This is a genomic window from Salinibacterium sp. AL4.1, assembly GCF_059767305.1.
The window spans coordinates 321,154-339,348 of the sequence record NZ_JBSOQK010000001.1 but is presented as its reverse complement, the minus strand read 5'-3'; the positions used below and the strand labels follow the sequence as shown (position 1 = coordinate 339,348).

Annotated in this window: 18 protein-coding genes; 15 read left to right on the top strand and 3 right to left on the bottom strand. The window is 60.3% G+C overall.

Annotated elements, in window-relative coordinates; all coding sequences use genetic code 11:
* Window positions 1-104 precede the first annotated feature (104 nt).
* Complete coding sequence (locus ACWTV3_RS01695) at window positions 105-2,351, top strand: RelA/SpoT family protein (protein WP_498476557.1); 2,247 nt, start codon at window positions 105-107, stop codon at window positions 2,349-2,351.
* A 7-nt stretch (window positions 2,352-2,358) separates the two neighbouring features.
* Here the strand turns inward: ACWTV3_RS01695 and ACWTV3_RS01690 are convergent, their stop codons facing one another.
* The 3 genes from ACWTV3_RS01690 to ACWTV3_RS01680 form a co-directional block, all read right to left on the bottom strand.
* On the bottom strand, window positions 2,359-2,922 hold the full coding sequence (locus ACWTV3_RS01690) for a type IV toxin-antitoxin system AbiEi family antitoxin (protein ID WP_498476556.1): 564 nt from the start codon (window positions 2,920-2,922) through the stop codon (window positions 2,359-2,361).
* 82 nt (window positions 2,923-3,004) lie between these two features.
* A complete protein-coding gene (locus tag ACWTV3_RS01685; protein WP_498476555.1) occupies window positions 3,005-4,234 on the bottom strand; it encodes a DUF349 domain-containing protein in 1,230 nt (409 codons plus the stop codon).
* An 83-nt stretch (window positions 4,235-4,317) separates the two neighbouring features.
* A complete protein-coding gene (locus ACWTV3_RS01680) occupies window positions 4,318-5,112 on the bottom strand; it encodes a peptidylprolyl isomerase (protein ID WP_498476554.1) in 795 nt (264 codons plus the stop codon).
* 152 nt (window positions 5,113-5,264) lie between these two features.
* Between ACWTV3_RS01680 and ACWTV3_RS01675 the strand changes: the two genes are divergently transcribed.
* The 14 genes from ACWTV3_RS01675 to nusB all read left to right on the top strand — a co-directional run bounded on the left by ACWTV3_RS01675 (window position 5,265) and on the right by nusB (window position 18,141).
* Window positions 5,265-6,596, top strand: coding sequence for a replication-associated recombination protein A (locus tag ACWTV3_RS01675; RefSeq protein ID WP_498476553.1), 1,332 nt, complete (start codon window positions 5,265-5,267; stop codon window positions 6,594-6,596).
* Window positions 6,597-6,849: 253 nt separating this feature from the next.
* Window positions 6,850-7,479 carry a 30S ribosomal protein S4 gene (gene rpsD / locus ACWTV3_RS01670; RefSeq protein WP_010202678.1) on the top strand — a complete coding sequence of 210 codons (630 nt, stop codon included), beginning with the start codon at window positions 6,850-6,852 and terminating at the stop codon, window positions 7,477-7,479.
* 117 nt (window positions 7,480-7,596) lie between these two features.
* A complete protein-coding gene (locus ACWTV3_RS01665; protein ID WP_100388916.1) occupies window positions 7,597-7,959 on the top strand; it encodes a DUF948 domain-containing protein in 363 nt (120 codons plus the stop codon).
* A gap of 57 nt (window positions 7,960-8,016) precedes the next feature.
* Window positions 8,017-8,241, top strand: coding sequence for a hypothetical protein (locus ACWTV3_RS01660; protein ID WP_100388917.1), 225 nt, complete (start codon window positions 8,017-8,019; stop codon window positions 8,239-8,241).
* 50 nt (window positions 8,242-8,291) lie between these two features.
* On the top strand, window positions 8,292-10,946 hold the full coding sequence (gene alaS, locus ACWTV3_RS01655) for an alanine--tRNA ligase (protein WP_498476552.1): 2,655 nt from the start codon (window positions 8,292-8,294) through the stop codon (window positions 10,944-10,946).
* Window positions 10,947-10,949: 3 nt separating this feature from the next.
* Window positions 10,950-11,411: a Holliday junction resolvase RuvX gene (ruvX, locus tag ACWTV3_RS01650; RefSeq protein ID WP_498476551.1), complete on the top strand. Its 462-nt coding sequence runs from the start codon at window positions 10,950-10,952 to the stop codon at window positions 11,409-11,411.
* 3 nt (window positions 11,412-11,414) lie between these two features.
* Window positions 11,415-12,911: an endolytic transglycosylase MltG gene (gene mltG / locus ACWTV3_RS01645; RefSeq protein ID WP_498476550.1), complete on the top strand. Its 1,497-nt coding sequence runs from the start codon at window positions 11,415-11,417 to the stop codon at window positions 12,909-12,911.
* Entirely contained in the window at window positions 12,905-13,789 is an 885-nt protein-coding gene (locus tag ACWTV3_RS01640; protein WP_498476549.1) for a shikimate dehydrogenase, read from the top strand. The genes mltG and ACWTV3_RS01640 overlap by 7 nt, the downstream gene beginning before the upstream one ends.
* A 43-nt stretch (window positions 13,790-13,832) precedes the next feature.
* A complete protein-coding gene (aroC, locus tag ACWTV3_RS01635) occupies window positions 13,833-15,038 on the top strand; it encodes a chorismate synthase (RefSeq protein WP_498476548.1) in 1,206 nt (401 codons plus the stop codon).
* Complete coding sequence (locus ACWTV3_RS01630; protein ID WP_498476547.1) at window positions 15,028-15,537, top strand: shikimate kinase; 510 nt, start codon at window positions 15,028-15,030, stop codon at window positions 15,535-15,537. Before aroC ends, ACWTV3_RS01630 begins: the two co-directional genes overlap by 11 nt.
* Window positions 15,534-16,610 (top strand): 3-dehydroquinate synthase, encoded by a 1,077-nt coding sequence (aroB, locus tag ACWTV3_RS01625; protein ID WP_498476546.1) that lies wholly within the window; start codon window positions 15,534-15,536, stop codon window positions 16,608-16,610. The genes ACWTV3_RS01630 and aroB overlap by 4 nt, the downstream gene beginning before the upstream one ends.
* A 26-nt stretch (window positions 16,611-16,636) precedes the next feature.
* On the top strand, window positions 16,637-17,092 hold the full coding sequence (locus tag ACWTV3_RS01620) for a type II 3-dehydroquinate dehydratase (RefSeq protein ID WP_498476545.1): 456 nt from the start codon (window positions 16,637-16,639) through the stop codon (window positions 17,090-17,092).
* Between the two features lie 71 nt (window positions 17,093-17,163).
* Complete coding sequence (gene efp, locus ACWTV3_RS01615) at window positions 17,164-17,727, top strand: elongation factor P (protein WP_129071473.1); 564 nt, start codon at window positions 17,164-17,166, stop codon at window positions 17,725-17,727.
* The gene (gene nusB, locus ACWTV3_RS01610; protein WP_100388927.1) at window positions 17,728-18,141 is read left to right on the top strand and encodes a transcription antitermination factor NusB; all 414 of its coding nucleotides are present in this window, start codon (window positions 17,728-17,730) and stop codon (window positions 18,139-18,141) included.
* Window positions 18,142-18,195 lie beyond the last annotated feature (54 nt).

Genomic DNA, 18,195 nt, shown 5'->3' with positions numbered 1-18,195 from the left:
GGCGAACGGCAGTGTGTGCGTTCGCAGGCGGTTGAGTCCGCCCTGAGCGACTGTGTCTTCGCTCGTCCCCAACACAACCTAGAATCAAACTAGGGGGTAGAGGGATGAGCGAAGCGCAACAGTCATCAGCTTCTTTTCGTGCGCTACTTCCGCGGCTGTTCTCTCGAGCTCAGCCGGCAGGTTCCGTCGAGAAGCTCCTGCGCACGGTAAAGACGAGCCATCCGAAGGCGAACCTCGCGCTTATCGAGCGCGCCTACGCGGCAGCTTTTCGGGCGCACGATGGTCAGAAACGCAAGAGTGGCGAGCCCTACATCACCCATCCGATCGCGGTTGCGCAGATTCTCGCGGAACTCGGAATCGGTGAGAAAACGATCGCGGCAGCGCTTCTGCACGACACCGTAGAAGACACGGCCTACTCGCTCGATGAGCTCCGTCTCGAGTTCGGCGACGAGATCGCAATGCTCGTCGATGGCGTGACGAAACTCGACAAGGTCAAGTACGGCGACAGCGCCCAAGCCGAAACCGTACGAAAGATGATCGTCGCGATGTCAAAGGACATCCGCGTGCTGGTCATCAAGCTTGCCGACCGCCTCCACAACGCGCGAACCTGGGGCTTCGTTCCACGTGAGTCCGCGTCACGCAAGGCGCAAGAGACTCTAGAGATTTACGCGCCGCTCGCGCACCGCCTCGGTATCCAAGCGATCAAGCTTGAACTCGAAGATCTTTCTTTCGCAGTGCTACATCCGAAAATCTACGTCGAGATTGAGAGTCTCGTTACCAAACGGACTCCACAGCGCGACGAGTTCGTCAAGCAAGTGATCGCCTCTGTGAAGGACGACCTCCGCACCTCGCGTATCAAGGGTGCGGTCGCGGGGCGTCCGAAGCAGTACTACTCGATCTACCAAAAGATGATCGTGCGCGGTCGTGAGTTCGATGAGATCTATGACCTCGTAGGAATTCGGGTTCTGGTCAATTCTGTGCGCGATTGCTATGCCGTACTTGGCTCCATTCACGCGCGTTGGAATCCGATCCCTGGTCGCTTCAAGGATTACATTGCGACACCGAAGTTCAATCTCTATCAGTCTCTTCACACCACCGTTATTGGTCCGCAGGGCCGTGCCGTGGAGATCCAGATTCGCACGAATGAAATGCACCACCGCGCTGAGTTCGGTGTGGCGGCGCACTGGAAGTACAAGGACCGCGCGGCGGGTAAGGCGGTCGAGTCCGGCCCTGCTGACAACGACATGGCGTGGCTCGCGCACATTACCGACTGGCAAGCGGAGACCTCTGACCCGAGCGAATTCCTCGAATCTCTGCGGTTCGAGATCGGCGCAAAAGAGGTGTACGTCTTCACGCCGCAGGGCAAGGTTATTGGGCTACCAGCAGGCGCAACTCCCGTCGACTTCGCGTATGCCGTGCACACCGAAATTGGTCATCGCACCATGGGCGCTAAGGTCAACGGTCGGCTCGTGCCGCTGGAGACTGCCCTCACGAGTGGTGATTCCGTCGAAGTGTTCACTTCGAAGAGTCCGGATGCTGCGCCCAGCCAGGACTGGCTAGGGTTCGTCAAAAGCACCCGAGCCCGCAACAAGATTCGAGCGTGGTTCACCAAGGAACGTCGCGACGAAGCTATTGAGCAGGGCAAGGACGCGATTGCTCGCGCGATGCGCAAGCAAAACATGCCGCTGCAGAAACTCATGAGCCAAGAGTCGTTCGCTGAGCTCGCTGCGACGATGCGGTACGAAGACGTCTCGGCGCTGTACGCCGCAGTCGGCGAAGGACACATTTCAACGCAGTCGGTAATCGAAAAGCTGGTCGGCTCGCTGAGCAGCAGTACCGAGGAAGATGACGGGGAGCTTTCCTTCCCCGCGGCGGGCAAGCTGCGCCCTTACAAGCACTCCGACTCTGGCATTCTCGTCCGTGGCGCGCCCGACATTTTGGTTAAGCTCGCGCGCTGCTGCACTCCGGTTCCCGGCGACGGCGTTGTCGGCTTCATCACTCGCGGTGCGGGCGTCTCGGTGCACCGTGACGACTGTAAGAACGTGCAGTCGCTCTTGGACGAACCAGAGCGCATGATCGACGTCGAATGGGCGCCAACATCCAAGAGTCTCTTCTTGGTTCAGATCCAAGTTGAGGCGCTTGATCGTGCTGGTTTGCTCTCTGACATCACCAAGGTGCTGAGCGAAACGCACGTCAACATCCTGTCAGCGACGGTGAACACATCGACGGCTCGGCTTGCGATCAGCAAGTTCGTGTTTGAGATGGGGGACACGACGCACCTTGACCGTGTACTCAACGCGGTACGTCGCGTGGATGCCGTCTACGACGTCTATCGCGTCAATAGCGGCTAGACAGGTGTCACGCCGCTGTCGTTGCTTTATCTAGTGCCGCTAGTCGCTCGAGTGCAACACGTTTTTGGGGCAGATTTCGGCGTGCGTTAAGAACGGTTGCGCACTCCTCGTATCCGAACCCGCCGTCTCCCATCAGGGTTGAGACTGCAGCCTTTTCACGCGGGCCGAAGGGTTCGCTGAAGCGAGCGAGATCGACCACCGTCCGCAATCGTGAGGTCACGCTGACGCCAGATACTGTGTCGATGTCATCCGCGCTGATAACCACTTCACGCAGGACAGCGTTGAGGGCACTATGTGGGCGTGTACGAGCGCCAATGGCCACGCACAGTTCATAACGCACCGGGGGATTGAGCGTGGCCGCCCACACCCATGCTGCGGTCATGCGTTCTGCGATGATTCGGGGATCGAGAACGACGGCCAGAGCACGCGCACGCAAGTGAATGGTGTCGAACTCGTCTATTGGGCAAAAGCAGCTATCGAGCGCGTAAAGCTCGCCATCGAGAGCTGCGCATTGCAACTCTGCCAGAGGTAAGTCGTGCGCGCTGAGTACGGGAGGCAGTCGAGGTGTCATGCCTCAATAGTGCGTGCAATAACGTCTGTTCAGACGCACAGAGTCTGGTTCGGTGGAGAACCAGAACCCTGTGGACAGATGGTTACTTGAGGGCGCCCAGCCATGCCTTGCGGGCATCGAGAGCATCCTGTGCGGCTGCGATCTTCTTCGCATCCTTCGTGGCCTGAGCTTCTGCCAGTTCAGCTTCAAGCTTCTGGATTGCTTCGTTGAGCTGGCCCAGGAAACCCTCGGAGCGCTCTTGGCGTTCGGGGTTGCTCTTGTTCCAGTGGTCCTCATCGAGCTTACGAACAGCCGTCTCAACCTTGCGCAGCCGCTCTTCGGCAACCTTGATCTTGTCGCGAGGAACCTTGCCGATTTCATCCCAACGCTTCTGGATGGAGAACAACGCCTTCTTGGTCTGAGCCCGGTCCGTAGCGGTGAGGAGCGGTTCGGCTTCCTCAAGAAGCGCCTTCTTCAGTTCCCAGTTAGCAGTGAACTCGACGTTGTCTTGAGCATCAATCTCAGACTTAGCCGAGTAGAGAACGTCTCCGGCCTGCTTGAACTTGGCCCACAGGGCGTCGTCGAACTTCTTGCCTGCGCGGCCTGCGGCCTTCCACTGGTCGAGCAAGCGGCGATAGGTCGGAATGCCGTCGGCGCCCTGAGCGACGAGTGCTTCGGCCTGATCAACAAGCGCTTGCTTGTCGGCACGGGCCTTTTTGTGTGCAGAGTCGAGCTCGGCAAAGAATGCGCGACGGTGAGTGTCGATAGTGCTGCGAGCGGCACGGAATCGCTTCCACAGCTCGTTGGCCTCGTTCTTGGGCAGGCGGGGGCCATCTGTCTGATGTGCCTTCCAGCGCGCAAAGATGTCATCCATCTGAGCGGTAACTTGCTTCCACTGAGCCTTGGCGGGATCAGCGGCGGCAAGCGTTTCGGCTTCGACGACGAGAGCGGTGCGCACGGTGATCGCTTCAGCGAGCGCGGCCTTCGCTTCTTCGCTCTGCTTCTCGGTCAGCTTCGAGACGGAACCACCGAGGGCTTCGACGCGAGTGTGAAGAGCAGCCAGGTCGCCGACGGCGTTGGCTGTACTGATGGACTCCTTGAGCACCTTGATGGCCTTAGCGACGTCAGACGCCGGAGCGCCGTTCTTGACCCGCTGCTCGAGCAGGGTCACCTGACCGGCCAGTTCGTGGTACTTGCGGGTGAAGTAGGCCAGGGCCTCTTCGGGAGTTCCGTCTGGGTATTGACCGACGGCGCGATCGCCAGTGGCCTCTCGGACGAAAACGGTACCCGTCTCGTCGACGTGTCCCCACTCGTTCTGCTCTTGTGTAGCCAATTACTTCACCTTGCTGCTTGTGCCGGAAGTCGCTGCCGGGTTACCCAAGCTTAGGACAACCACGCTATCGGTCGCTGACGCTGTTACTGGATCGTGAAGCCCGTGATGCTTGTGGCAGTCACCGGTGCTCCGTCTTGGGCATCATCCACAATGCCGCCAGCGACGATCTCTGTCTGGAGAGCGTCGAGCCCTGAGGTGACCTGACCGACGATGCTGTAACCGCCGGCGGTGTCATCAGGAATGATCGCATCGTTGTAGACGATGAAGAACTGGCGCCCGTTGGAGAACGCGGCGTCTCCGGTGCGAGCGATGGCGATGGTGCCAGCAGGGTAGAACCCGCCGACTCCTGCGTTCTCGATGGGGCCGTAGGCGTAGTTCGGGTCGCTAGCGCCAGAGCCATCGAGAGAACCGCACTGGATGAGCCCGGCAGTTTCGGTGTCGACCATGCGGTGGCAGGTGGTGCCTTCGTAGTAGCCAGAGGCAGCGGAATCGATGAGGGATGATACGGCCTGTGGCGCGGCGGCTCCATCGAGTTCGATACCGAGAACGACATCGTTCAACGTCAGTTCGCCGGTCCACGTGCGCGCTTCGGCGAGTGCGAGATCGGGAACGTCGCCAACATTGCCTGGTTCGACCGCCTCGGCTTCGGGGGTGAACGACGGGGCCGGCTCTGGCATGCCCGGGCCCGATGAGAAGTAGAAGACCTGAGCGGTCGCGACGAGAGCGATGATGACGAGACCCACGCCGACAGCCAGCACGTTGTCGCGCTTGCGCCGTGCGATGGTGCTTTCGTGAACCGAAGCACGAGCCGTGTACTGGCGCAGTCGTTCCCGAGCCTCTCGTTGCTCGCGTGAATGCTTCTTGCTGGATGCCACCATTACTCCTTGAAGAATCGCGGATTTCGCCGCTGTCGTAGGAACGCCACAATGAACCTTACGGTCTGGTGGGAACCTCGACCAAACGCCACGACGAGCGGGCGTAATGAGGGCGTGCTGTGCGGATGGTCGGTACAGCCGATTACGATTGCTTTATGGACGGTTCCGCAACTCTGCACAGCGGAGCAACACCTCTCGCAGTGCGCATGCGGCCGCTCACTATTGACGAGATAGTTGGTCAAAAGCATTTGCTGCAGCGCGGGTCACCGCTCATGCGCTTGGCTTCGGATGCCGAGGGAAGCCACGGTTCGGCATCCATCATTCTCTGGGGCCCGCCTGGCACGGGCAAGACCACCATCGCAAAGGCCATCGCTCGCGGTTCGCAACGCAAGTTCGTCGAGCTCTCTGCTGTAACCGCCGGAGTCAAGGATGTTCGCCAGATCATGGAGGAGGCGTTGACCGCTCGCGACCTCTATGGCGTTTCGACGGTGTTGTTCCTTGACGAGATTCACCGTTTCACTAAGGCGCAACAGGATGCGTTGCTTCCCGGTGTCGAGAACGGCTGGGTCATTCTTATTGCAGCCACGACCGAGAACCCGTCGTTCTCCGTGATTTCTCCCTTATTGTCGCGCTCGTTACTCCTTACGCTCAACCAGCTCGACGACAACGATCTCGGCGAACTCGTCGACCGTGCGGTCAGCGACCCCCGCGGGCTCAATGACGCCGTCGTGCTCGAGCCCGAGGCGCGCGCACTGCTTATCCGGCTGTCGTCGGGCGACGCGCGCCGGGTCTTGACTGCGCTCGAAGCATCCGCAGTCTCGGCTGCTAACGATGACGATGCTGCCTCACCCGCCGTGGTGACGGCTGAACATGTCGCTAACGCCGTCGACAGAGCTCTATTGCGCTACGACAGGCAAGGCGATGAGCATTACGACGTGATTAGCGCGTTTATCAAGTCAGTGCGCGGTTCAGACGTTGACGCAGCCCTGCACTATTTGGCTCGCATGATTGAAGCGGGGGAGGATCCTCGCTTTATCGCGCGGCGTGTGATCATCAGCGCAGCTGAAGATGTGGGCGTTGCCGACCCGCAAGCGCTCGTCATCGCTGTCGCTGCCGCCGACGCCGTGCAGCTCATCGGCATGCCCGAGGGCCGCATTCCGCTAGCCGAAGCTGTGGTCTATCTAGCGACAGCGCCGAAGTCGAATGCTGCTTACTCCGCTTTGGATGCCGCGATCGCCGATGTGCGCGCCGGGAAGATCGGTCGAGTACCGAAGCCGCTCCGCGACGCGCACTATCCCGGGGCGAAACGTCTCGGGCATGGAAAGGGCTATCGCTATTCCCACGATTCCGAGTTTGGTGTGGTGAAACAGCAGTATCTTCCCGACGTGCTGAAAGGCACTGAGTATTACACGCCGACGAACAACGGCAACGAGCGTGAAGTGTCGGCGCGTTTAGCCAAATTGCGCGAGATTATTCGCGGCGAGTGAGCCAGTGAGGCGTAGTGCGGTTCGGGCGTGGCGATTCGTCGCTCGACGGGGCTCGGCGTGGTAGAGTTATGCGTCCCAACGATACGGTTTCGGCGCGCGGCTGCAATGAAATCGAATATCGCGGAACACAGGTCTGTAGCCGACCAGGTTCCCTAGGGTCATCCCTCTTCTTTCGTCTGGTGTGTTGTGCACGCGCGTTCGCGTGCGAGTGATCACCAGATTGTTCTTACTTGAATCAATCGAAAAGGATCCTGTGTCTACTAAGTCACGTACCCGTAGCAAGACTCGCCTTTCGCGTGCACTGGGCATCGCCCTCACGCCGAAGGCAGCTAAGTACCTCGAAAAGCGCCCTTACGCTCCCGGTGAGCATGGCCGCACCAAGCGCAAGCAGGACAGCGACTACGCTGTTCGTCTTCGCGAGAAGCAGCGCCTACGTGCCCAGTACGGCATCCGCGAAGCTCAGCTGAAGATTCAGTTCGAGGAAGCTCGCAAGACTGCTGGCCTCACCGGTGAGAACCTGGTTGAGCAGCTTGAAATGCGTCTCGACGCACTGCTCGTTCGTTCGGCGATCGCTCGTACGACTGCTCAGGCTCGCCAGATGATCGTTCACCGCCACATCTTGGTTGACGGCCAGCTCGTTGACCGTCCGTCGTTCCGCGTCAAGCCCGGGCAGCTCATGCACGTCAAGGCTCGCAGCGAAGGCATGGAAATCTTCCAGGTCGCCGCAGCAGGCGGACACGTTGATGTTCTTCCCAAGACTCCCGGCTACCTCGAGGTAGAAATCGACAAGCTGCAGGCACGTCTCGTACGTCGCCCGAAGCGCGCCGAGGTTCCTGTGACCTGTGAAGTTCAGCTCGTTGTTGAATACTACGCAGCACGCTAACTAGCGAAAGAAAGGGCCGGGGCATTTGCTCCGGCCCTTTCTCGTTTTCCGGCGCCGTTCGATGCCAATGTCGAATAGCGTGTACATGTACATTTCTTCAGAGTGATCGGAGTAGCCATGACTGGCGGAGATATCGCAGGGCTCATCGCGGCCGGAGTGTTCGCAATTTTGGTCGGCTTGCTGGCTGTTCCACTGCTGAAGTTGGGCAAAGTGTTCGATGAGACGAGCACAGCCATTCGCGGCGTGAGCGACAATCTTGACCCGATGCTGACTGAAGCGACAACGACGATCTCAGAAACGAATCGTCAGATCGCTCGGGTCGACGCCATTACGCGCAACGTGGAAGAAACGACGGGCAATATCTCAGCTCTGGTAGCTCTCGGCGCAGCCACCGTTGGTGGCCCGCTGATCAAGATTGCAGGCTTCAGCGCCGGCGTTCGTGCTGCCGTTCTGGGTCTTCGCCCTAAGAGCCGCCGCTGAGCCCGCTCGACCACCTAAACTAATACGGTTCGTGTATCCCCAATCTGAAGGAGAAATATGAAAGGCGCAGTCCTTTTCGTCGCAGGAATTGCCGTCGGGTTCGTGGCAGCACATCAAGTAGCCAAGACTCCAGAGGGCAAGCAGTTCTTCTCAGATGTTGACTCCAAGGCTCGCGAGTTCACCAGTGCCGTCGTTGATGGCTACCGTGAGCGTGAAGCAGAGCTTCGCGACGCCGTAGCGGATGTTGAAGAAGCCGTTTCCGAGTTCACGAAGCGTTCCTAGCACCACCATCAGGGCCCTTGGGCCGCAGTATTTAATTCCCCGGGGATCCCATGCAAACCGCAGAAATTCAGAAACGTTGGCTGACCTATTTTGGTGAGCGCGGCCACACCATCGTGCCGTCGGCATCGCTCGTCAGTGACGACCCGACGTTGCTCTTTACTGTGGCTGGCATGGTTCCCTTCGTCCCGTACCTGACCGGGCTTGTGCCCGCACCGTACGATCGCGCAACAAGCGTTCAGAAGTGCATTCGCACCTTGGACATCGAAGAGGTCGGCAAAACGCCACGGCACGGCACGTTTTTCCAAATGAACGGCAACTTCTCCTTCGGCGACTACTTCAAGAAGGAAGCTATTCAGTTCGCGTGGGAGTTCCTCACCAGCGCTGAAGACAAAGGCGGGCTTGCTTTCCGTCCCGAAGATCTCTGGGTCACCGTGTACGAAGACGATGACGATGCTGTGGCGTACTGGAAAGAGACTGCAGGGTTGCCCGACGAGCGCATCCAGCGTCTAGGAATGGATACCAACTATTGGTCAACGGGGCAGCCGGGCCCCGCCGGTCCTTCGTCTGAGATTTTCTTCGACCGAGGCCCTGCCTATGGTGCAGACGGTGGCCCTGCCACCGATGACGACCGCTACGTCGAAATTTGGAACCTCGTGTTCATGCAGTACTTGCGTGGCGAAGGCAAAGGCAAGCAGTTCCCTATTCTGGGCGAGCTGCCCAAGCAGAACATCGACACCGGCATGGGGCTTGAGCGCGTTGCGTTCTTGAAGCAGGGCGTCGAGAACATGTACGAGATTGACCAGGTTCGCCCAGTCCTCGATAAGGCTGCCGAGCTCTCCGGTCGCACCTACGGTGCCGATCACGAGGCTGACGTTCGCCTGCGTGTTGTCGCTGATCACGTGCGTTCGAGCCTCATGCTCATTTCGGATGGCGTAACCCCCAGCAACGAAGGCCGCGGCTATGTGCTGCGACGCCTGCTCCGCCGCACCGTGCGCGCAATGCGCTTGCTGGGTGTCGAAGGCGCAACTTTCGCGGAACTTTTCCCCGAATCGCGGGACGCGATGAAGGCCGCGTATCCCGAAGTCGAGACAGACTACGACCGTATTTCGCGAATCGTGCTCGCCGAAGAAGACATCTTCCTGCGCACACTCGCCAGCGGAACCACCATTCTCGACACTGCTGTAGAACACACCAAGCAGTCAGGGCTCGCTGAACTTCCCAGCGACACCGCTTTCCTCTTGCACGACACTTTCGGATTCCCGATCGACCTCACCCTGGAGATGGCGGCAGAGGCTGGCCTCAGCGTCGACCGCGAGGCGTTCGACACCCTCATGAAGCAGCAGCGCGACCGCGCGAAGGCCGACGCGAGTTCGAAAAAGCAGCACCTCGCCGACCTTTCCGTGTACAGCGCATTCCGTGCGCTCGGCGAGACCACGTTCACCGGGTACGAGAATCTCGAGACCGAGACCAGCGTCATCGGCATCATCGTTGATGGTGTGTCAGTAAACCGCGCCACCACCGGTCAAACAGCAGAAGTGATCTTGGCCGAGACCTCGCTCTACGCTGAGTCCGGCGGTCAGGAAGCCGATGCGGGCGCGATCGTCGGCGCTAGCTTCCACCTTGAGGTCCTTGACGTTCAGCGACCTGTGAAGGGACTCATCAGCCACAAGGTGACCGTCACTTCCGGCGAGGTTGGAGTCGGCGACCCGGCGAGTGCGCTCGTGGATGCTGACTGGCGTCGCGGCGCTACTCAAGCGCATTCGGCGACCCACGTCATCCATGCAGCGCTGCGTCAGATTTTGGGTAAGGACGCTCATCAGTCTGGTTCGTACAACAAGGCTGGCTACATGCGTCTCGACTTCTCGTGGTCGCAGGCGTTGTCGGCTGAGACCAAAACCGAGATCGAAGAAGTTGCAAACACTGCAGTGCGTGACAACCTCGAGGTATCGACGCGCATCATGGCTTTGGACGATGCCAAGGACCTCGGCGCTATGGCGCTGTTCGGTGAGAAGTACGGCGACACGGTGCGCGTTGTAGAAATCGGTGGCCCCTGGTCGCTCGAGCTCTGCGCGGGTACCCACGTTTCGCGCTCGTCGGAGATCGGCCTCATCTCGCTCGTCGGTGAATCATCGGTCGGCTCCGCCAACCGTCGTATCGAATCTCTCGTGGGCATGAATGCGTTCCGCAACTTTGCAACCGAGCGCGCCATCGTGAACGAGCTCACCACCAATTTGAAGACGCCGCGCGAACAATTGCCCGACCGCATTTCCGAACTTCTGGCCAACCTCAAGGCTGCTGAACGAAAGATCGCGCAGCTCGAAGCCGGCCAGCTTTCACAACGGGTTCCTGCTCTCGTTGAAGCGGCTCAGGTGGCAGGGCCCGTGAAAGCTGTCGTCGAGAATGTGGGTGAACTGCCCTCGACGGACGACCTGCGCGGCCTCGTTCAGTCTGTTCGCGAGCGACTTGGCTCTGAAGCGGTGGTTGTGGCGCTAGCGGCAACCGTCGGCGAAAAGCCTGCCGTGATCGTGGCTACAAACGATGCTTCGCGCGCTCATGGCTTCGCTGCCGGTGCTTTGGCTAAGGCGGCGGCTGGCGTGCTGGGCGGTGGCGGTGGCGGCAAGCCGGACATCGCGCAGGGTGGTGGCGCCAACACCGCCGCTATCCCGGATGCTCTCGCCCTTATCCTGTCGACACTTTCGGCGTAGTAGATGCGTTCCGGTACCCGGATCGGCGTTGACGTCGGCAAGGTGCGAGTGGGAGTTGCTCGAAGCGACCCTCATGGGATGCTGGCGACGCCGGTAGAAACAGTGCAGCGTGCCAAGGCGAGCGTGAAGCGTGTGCTTAAGTGTGCGGTGGAGTCCGACGCTGTGGAGATCGTGGTGGGCCTTCCCATCGCTCTCTCTGGGCGCGACACCGCATCCACGGGGGATGCGCGGGCGTTTGCCCAACAGTTGGCGGACCGGACTGAGTTGCCTGTGCGTCTGGTAGACGAGCGGATGACCACGATGTCGGCACAGACAGCGCTGCGCGCATCCGGTCGCACGACAAAGAATTCACGGTCGGTCGTCGATCAGGTTGCCGCCGTTATAATTTTGCAACATGCCCTCGACCTCGAGCGTTCGACGGACCGACCGCCGGGCGAGCTCGTAGAACCGACGCAAGGATCGTAAATCATGGCCGATGAACCGAGCTGGGACGACATCTTCAGCGATCAACCCGGCGCGGGTGCGCCGAAATCGGCTCGCGATGCTGCCGCCCATGGCACTGGGGGTTCACCTGAAGAATCCGCCGCCGCGGCGAATCCAGAACCGGCGGCTCCGGGCGCTGCGACGAATGCGGGCGCGACGCCCGCAGCTCCCCGTGGTGACCAGCCGATGACGCGGCGGGAAGCCCGTGCTGCTCAAGAAGCCCGCGAGGCTCAGCAGAACCAGGCGTCACAGGTGCCGGCGGTAACGCAAGCCGCGCGCGAAGCTGAAGCACTCGTCACTTTCGAAGAGCTCACGGCGGGCACGGCGTCTGCAGGCGGCGGCGATCACGCTGCTGCGCCACCGGCATCCGTCGGCGACGGCGGTCGACAGGACTCTCCTCGAAAAAGACGCCGACTCGGCCTGATTATTGGCTTGCCACTGCTCATCATCGCCCTTCTGGGCGCGGGCGTTGCGGTGTATGGCTGGATCAACTACGAAGACAAGATCCGCGAAATCATGGGCTGGGAGCTCGCCAACGACTTCGAGGGCTCGGGCACTGGAGAAGAAGTCATCGTCACGGTTAACTCCGGCGACATCGGCTCCGATATCGCTCGCAGTCTCAACGTTGCTGGTGTCACGATGTCGTTCGACGCCTTCTATGACCTCTTGCTTGAACAAGAGAGTGATCCCGCGTTCTTCCCTGGCAATTACGCGTTGCAGAAAGAGATGAGCGCACAATCAGCACTCGATGCGCTGCTCGATCCAGCGAACAAGGTGACTGACCGGTTGCTGATTACCGAGGGCACCACTCTGCCGAATGCGCTTGAGATCATCTCTGAGACCACAGGGATTCCGCTGGCTGAGGTTCAAGCAGCTTCCGAAGATCTCGAGCATTTTGGCCTCCCCGCCGAAGCCATCAGCCTCGAAGGTTACCTCTTCCCGGCAACCTACGAACTCGACGGCAGTCAAGATCCGTATGCCGTGCTTGATCTGATGGTCGATACGATGTACGAGAAGTTGGATGCCGCCGGGGTGGCGGTTGAGGATCGCTACCGCATCCTGACGATGGCGGCGCTCGTGCAACGTGAAGCGGGGCCTAACACCGACGACTTCTACAAGATTTCGCGGGTGTTCTACAACCGTCTCGATCAGGACATGCTCCTGCAGTCAGATGCGACCGTCGCCTATGGAACAGGCAATCTGCACACGGTATGGACGACGGACGCCGAGCGCGCCGACGCCAGCAACCCCTACAACACGTACGCAAACCCTGGACTCCCCGTCGGACCGATTGGCCTTCCCGGCGAACTTGCGATCGATGCCGCTATCAACCCCGCTGCGGGAGATTGGCTGTTCTTCGTGCCGATCAACCTCGCCACGGGCGAAACCGTCTTCACAACGAATGTCGACGACCACGAGGCTGCAGCTCAACGTCTGCGCGACTGGTGTGCGGAGAGTGACGAAAATGGAAGCTATTGCTAGACAGTTCTGAACAGGCCCAGACCTTATCCGCGCGTTCGCGGCTTGCTGTGTTGGGATCGCCCATCACTCATTCGCTGAGCCCCGTCATCCACCGTGCCGCGTATGCCACGCTCGGTTTTGACTGGGAATACGATGCCGTTGAGCTGTCAGGGGAGTCGTTGCCCGCTTTTATGGCCGCGCTCGACGGCCGCTGGCGTGGTCTTTCTCTCACGATGCCGCTCAAAAGGGATGTTGTGCCCTTGCTCGACTGGGCGGATCCGCTCGTCGAGCTCGTTGGCGGCGCCAATACAGTCGTCGTGACCGATGCAGGCCTTCGGGGCTACAACACGGATGTTGAAGGAGCGATGCGCAGCTTTCTCGACGCCGGCCTCTCCGACCTCGACAGCGTTTGGATTCTCGGCGCGGGTGCTACCGCTGCCTCACTTCTCGTCGCCGCGACTCGGATGGGCGCGAGGACAGTAACAGTTTTTGCGCGCACCCCTCAGAAGGCTGCGCCGCTGCAGCAGCTGGGCGAATCTCTCGGGGCGACGGTGGTGTTGCGGCAGTGGGCGGAGGCCTCGCAAGAAACCGAAGCTCCCACGATCATCATTACGACGGTTCCCGGCGGTGCGATGGATCTGAGTTTTTCAGAGAGCATCCGCACGACCGCGGCGTTGTTTGACGTGGCCTACGACCCGTGGCCGAGCGCTGTTGCTCAGACCTGGTTTGACGTTGACGGCACCGTGATCTCTGGCCACGATCTGCTCATCAATCAAGCGATCGCTCAGGTGCGTATCTTTGCCGCGGGCACAGCCGATGTTCCGCTGGATCGAGAAGCGGATGCTATCGATGCCATGCGCGCTGCAATTGAAGCCCCTCACGGCCACGAGCACTCGTAGTCACGCGCACAAGCCGACTCCGCTGATGTGGGAGGATTGAAGAATGCTTCGATGGTTAACGGCCGGGGAATCGCACGGCCCCGAATTGGTTGCAATTCTTGAGGGGATGCCTGCGGGCGTTCCCATCTCTCCTGAACAAATTCAGGCGGATTTGGTGCGTCGCACTCTCGGCTACGGCCGCGGTGCCCGCATGAAGTTCGAGCAGGACGAGCTCACTCTCAGCGGCGGAATTCGCTTCGGACTTACGATGGGTAGCCCCGTCGCTCTGCGCATCGGCAATACCGAATGGCCGCGCTGGGTCGACGTCATGAGCCCTGTTCCGGTTGATCCGGAGACTCTGCCGAAGGGGCGTGGTGCTGCGTTGACGCGCCCCCGTCCCGGTCATGCGGATCTCGTCGGCATGCAGAAATATGATTTCGCCGAGTCCCGCAATGTTCTCGAACGCGCTAGTGCGCGCGAGACCGCTGCGCGAGTCGCGCTCGGTGCTGTCGCCCGCGCGTTTCTCGAGGGGCTTGGGATCCGTCTGGTGAGCCACACACTCTCCATCGGCACCGTGCGCTCGCCCGAAAGTAGTGCCCTGCCCGCGCCCGACGACGTTGGGAGGCTGGATGCTGATCCGCTGCGGTGTTTCGACCCTGAAACGTCGAAGCGCATGGTCGCTGAAGTCGACCTTGCTCACGAAGATGGCGACACTCTTGGCGGCATCGTTGAGGTGCTTGCCTATGGTCTTCCTCCCGGGCTGGGCTCGTACACCCACTGGGATCGTCGTCTCGATGCGCAGCTTTCGGCGGCTCTCATGGGCATTCAAGCAATCAAGGGTGTCGAGGTCGGTGACGGCTTCGAGACCGCCGCACGCCGAGGTTCTGTGGCGCACGACGAACTTGTTCAGGGCGACGACGGTATTTCACGCCTGAGTGACCGTGCTGGCGGCATCGAAGGTGGCATGACCACCGGTACCGTTCTGCGGGTTCGTGCGGCGATGAAGCCAATCTCCACGGTTCCACGTGCTCTTCGCACGGTCGACGTTGCGACCGGAGAAGCGGCGGTTGCTCACCACCAGCGCTCCGACGTGTGCGCGGTTCCCGCATCCGGTGTTGTGGCTGAAGCCATGGTCGCTCTGACGCTCGCCAACTCAGTTCTTGAGAAGTTCGGCGGCGACTCTCTCGGTGAGACCAAGCGCAACCTCGACGCGTACATCGCGGCGATCCCCGACTCGCTCAGCACCACCCAGGCGTCCCGTGCTGAATGACAGTGGCGCCCTCGTGGTGATCATTGGCGCACCGGGTTCAGGTAAAACCAAGGCCGGCAAAAAACTTGCCAAGATCTTGGATGCTCCGCTCATCGACACCGACAAGGTCGTCGTAGCCTCGCACGGCCCGATCCCGGAGCTTTTCGCTGAGTTCGGAGAAGAGTATTTTCGCGAACGGGAACGCGAAGCTGTTGCGAATGCCTTGCTTGAACCCGCGGTCGTCACGCTAGGCGGGGGAGCAGTGCTCAACCTTGAGACACGTGCCGACCTTGCTTCGCATCGCGTTGTTCAACTGACGATGTCCAAGGCAGCCGCTCGACTGCGCATCGCCGGTACGAAGCGTCCCCTCGCAAAGAACGCGGACGAGTGGGAAAAGCTTGTCGAAGCGCGACGCCGGATTTACGACGAACTTTCGTCGCTCACGATCGACACCTCACTGAAGCCAATGGATAAAGTCGCGCGCGAAATCGCCGACTGGTTGGGAACCCAACAGCAATGACTGAAACCACGATCATCCCGGTCGCCGGCGTGAATCCCTACGACGTTCTGATTGGGCGTGGCCTATTGCCGCAGCTTTCGGAACAGCTCGGCCCGCGTGTGGCAAAGGTGCTTATCATTCACCCGCCGACGCTCGGTGCGCGCGCGAATGCTCTGCGAGAGTCGCTCTCGGAGAAGTACGAAGTTCTTCTGGCCGAAATCCCGGACGCCGAGGACGCCAAGCGCGTCGAAGTGGCCGCGTTTTGCTGGCAGATCATGGGCCAAACCGACTTCACGCGCACGGATGCCGTCATCGGTTTCGGAGGCGGAGCAGCGACCGATCTGGCCGGTTTCGTCGCCGCGACCTGGCTGCGGGGCGTGAAGCTCATTCAGTGCCCGACGAGCGTCGCAGGCATGGTTGACGCCGCCGTCGGTGGCAAGACAGGAATCAACACTGCTGAGGGCAAGAACCTCGTGGGTGCGTTTTATGCGCCAAGCGCAGTCGTTGCCGATCTCGATGTGCTCGAAGATCTCCCGCGCAACGAGATCTTGGCGGGGTTCGCCGAGATCGTTAAGTGCGGTTTCATCGGCGAGCCCGAGATCCTCGATCTGATCGAGGCTGATGTGGATGCTGTCACCGATCCTCATTCGGAATCGTTCCGTCGTGTTGTCGAGCTCTCGATCGGCCTCAAGGCTCGCGTCGTTGGAGAAGACTTCACCGAGACCGGTCTGCGCGAGACGCTCAACTATGGCCACACGCTGGGCCACGCCATCGAACATGCCGAGCGTTACCGCTGGCGCCACGGCGCTGCGGTATCGGTGGGAATGGTCTTTGCCGCTGAACTCGCGCACCTCGCTGGCTCGCTGAGCTCCGATGTCGTTGACCGCCACCGCAGCATCCTGCAGTCTCTGAGTCTTCCCATCGACTACCCTCTCGGCCGCTGGAATACGCTTCTCGCCACCATGCAGCGTGACAAGAAGGCGCGTGCTGGAATGATCCGCTTCGTCGTCCTCGATGCTGTGGGGCGAACCTCGATGCTCAATGGTCCTGACGAAGCAATGTTGTACTCCGCGTACCAAGAAGTCGGGGTCTAGCGGGCCTGCCTCGCTAGAGTGGAGCGGTGACTACAGTATTCGTGCTCAACGGGCCCAACCTCGGTCGGCTCGGCAGCAGAGAACCCGATGTGTACGGCGGCGGAACGCTCGTCGATCTTCAGGCTCAGCTTGACGCCCACGCGCAAACGCTCCCCAACGCGGCCGCAATCACTCTCGATTTTCGCCAGACAGACAGCGAAACCGAACTGATTTCGTGGCTGCACGAAGCGGTGGATGCGGGCGCGCCGGTCATCATGAACCCGGCTGCTTTTACGCACTATTCCTACGCGCTCCGGGATGCCGCAGCCCAGGTCTCCAGCGCCGGGTTGCCGCTGATCGAAGTCCACATCACGAACCCACACACCAGAGAAGAGTTTCGCCACACGAGCGTGATCTCGGGTGTGGCGACCGGCGTTATCGCTGGCTTCGGCTTTGAGTCCTATATTCTGGGCCTCGACGCGGTTGCACGACGACTCAGTTAGACTCGAACGTTGGTTTTTTCACTTCGGTGTCTCAATCGCGCTTTTGCTCGTTAACAGAAACGGATTTACGAATGGCCTCTACCGCTGACATCAAGAACGGCGTCGTTCTCAACATGGACGGTGGACTGTGGTCCGTTATCGAGTTCCAGCACGTCAAGCCGGGCAAGGGTGGCGCTTTCGTTCGCACCAAGGTCAAGAACGTGCGCACGGGCAAGATCGTCGACCGCACCTTCAACGCTGGCGCGAAGATTGAGACTGAGGTCGTTGACCGCTCCGACTTTCAGTACCTGTACAAGGATGGCGAAAACTTCGTGTTCATGAACACGAGTGACTACGACCAAATCACGTTGAGCGAAGCCGCCGTGGGCGATGCCGCCAACTTCATGCTGGAGAACCAGAACGTGACGATCGCCCTGCACAACATGGAGCCGCTCTACGTAGAGCTTCCGGCATCCGTTGTTCTGGAGATCACCTACACCGAGCCTGGCCTGCAAGGCGACCGGTCGACCGGTGGCAGCAAGCCCGCAACCGTTGAAACCGGCTACCAGATTCAGGTACCGCTGTTCGTTGAACAGGGCACCAAGGTCAAGGTCGACACCCGCGATGGCGGCTACCTCGGTCGCGTGAACGACTAAATGGGAGCTCGCACCAAGGCGCGTAAGCGCGCGCTTGACGTTATGTACGGCGCAGACGTTCGCGGCGAGAGCATCAATGCTGCTCTGGCTGCCGAATCGACGCGTGCGATGGGCGAACCCGCTCGGGCCACCGCGTGGGCATATGCGCAAGACATTGTCGTGGGCATCACTGAGCACGGCGAAGAAATCGATGAACTCATTGAAACGTATTCACAGGGCTGGCCGTTGAACCGGATGCCAGCAGTCGACCGTGCGTTGCTGCGCATCGGCCTCTGGGAGATCATGTTCAACGATGAGGTTCCTGCCGGAGTCGCCATTTCCGAAGCTGTCGAATCGGCCAAGGTTCATTCGACCGAAGATTCAGCTGGCTTTATCAATGGATTGCTCGGTCGCATCGCGGCCAGCTTCGAATAGCCATTCTTATGTGACGTAGCGTTACGCGATTGCGTGACGCTACGTTACGACCTC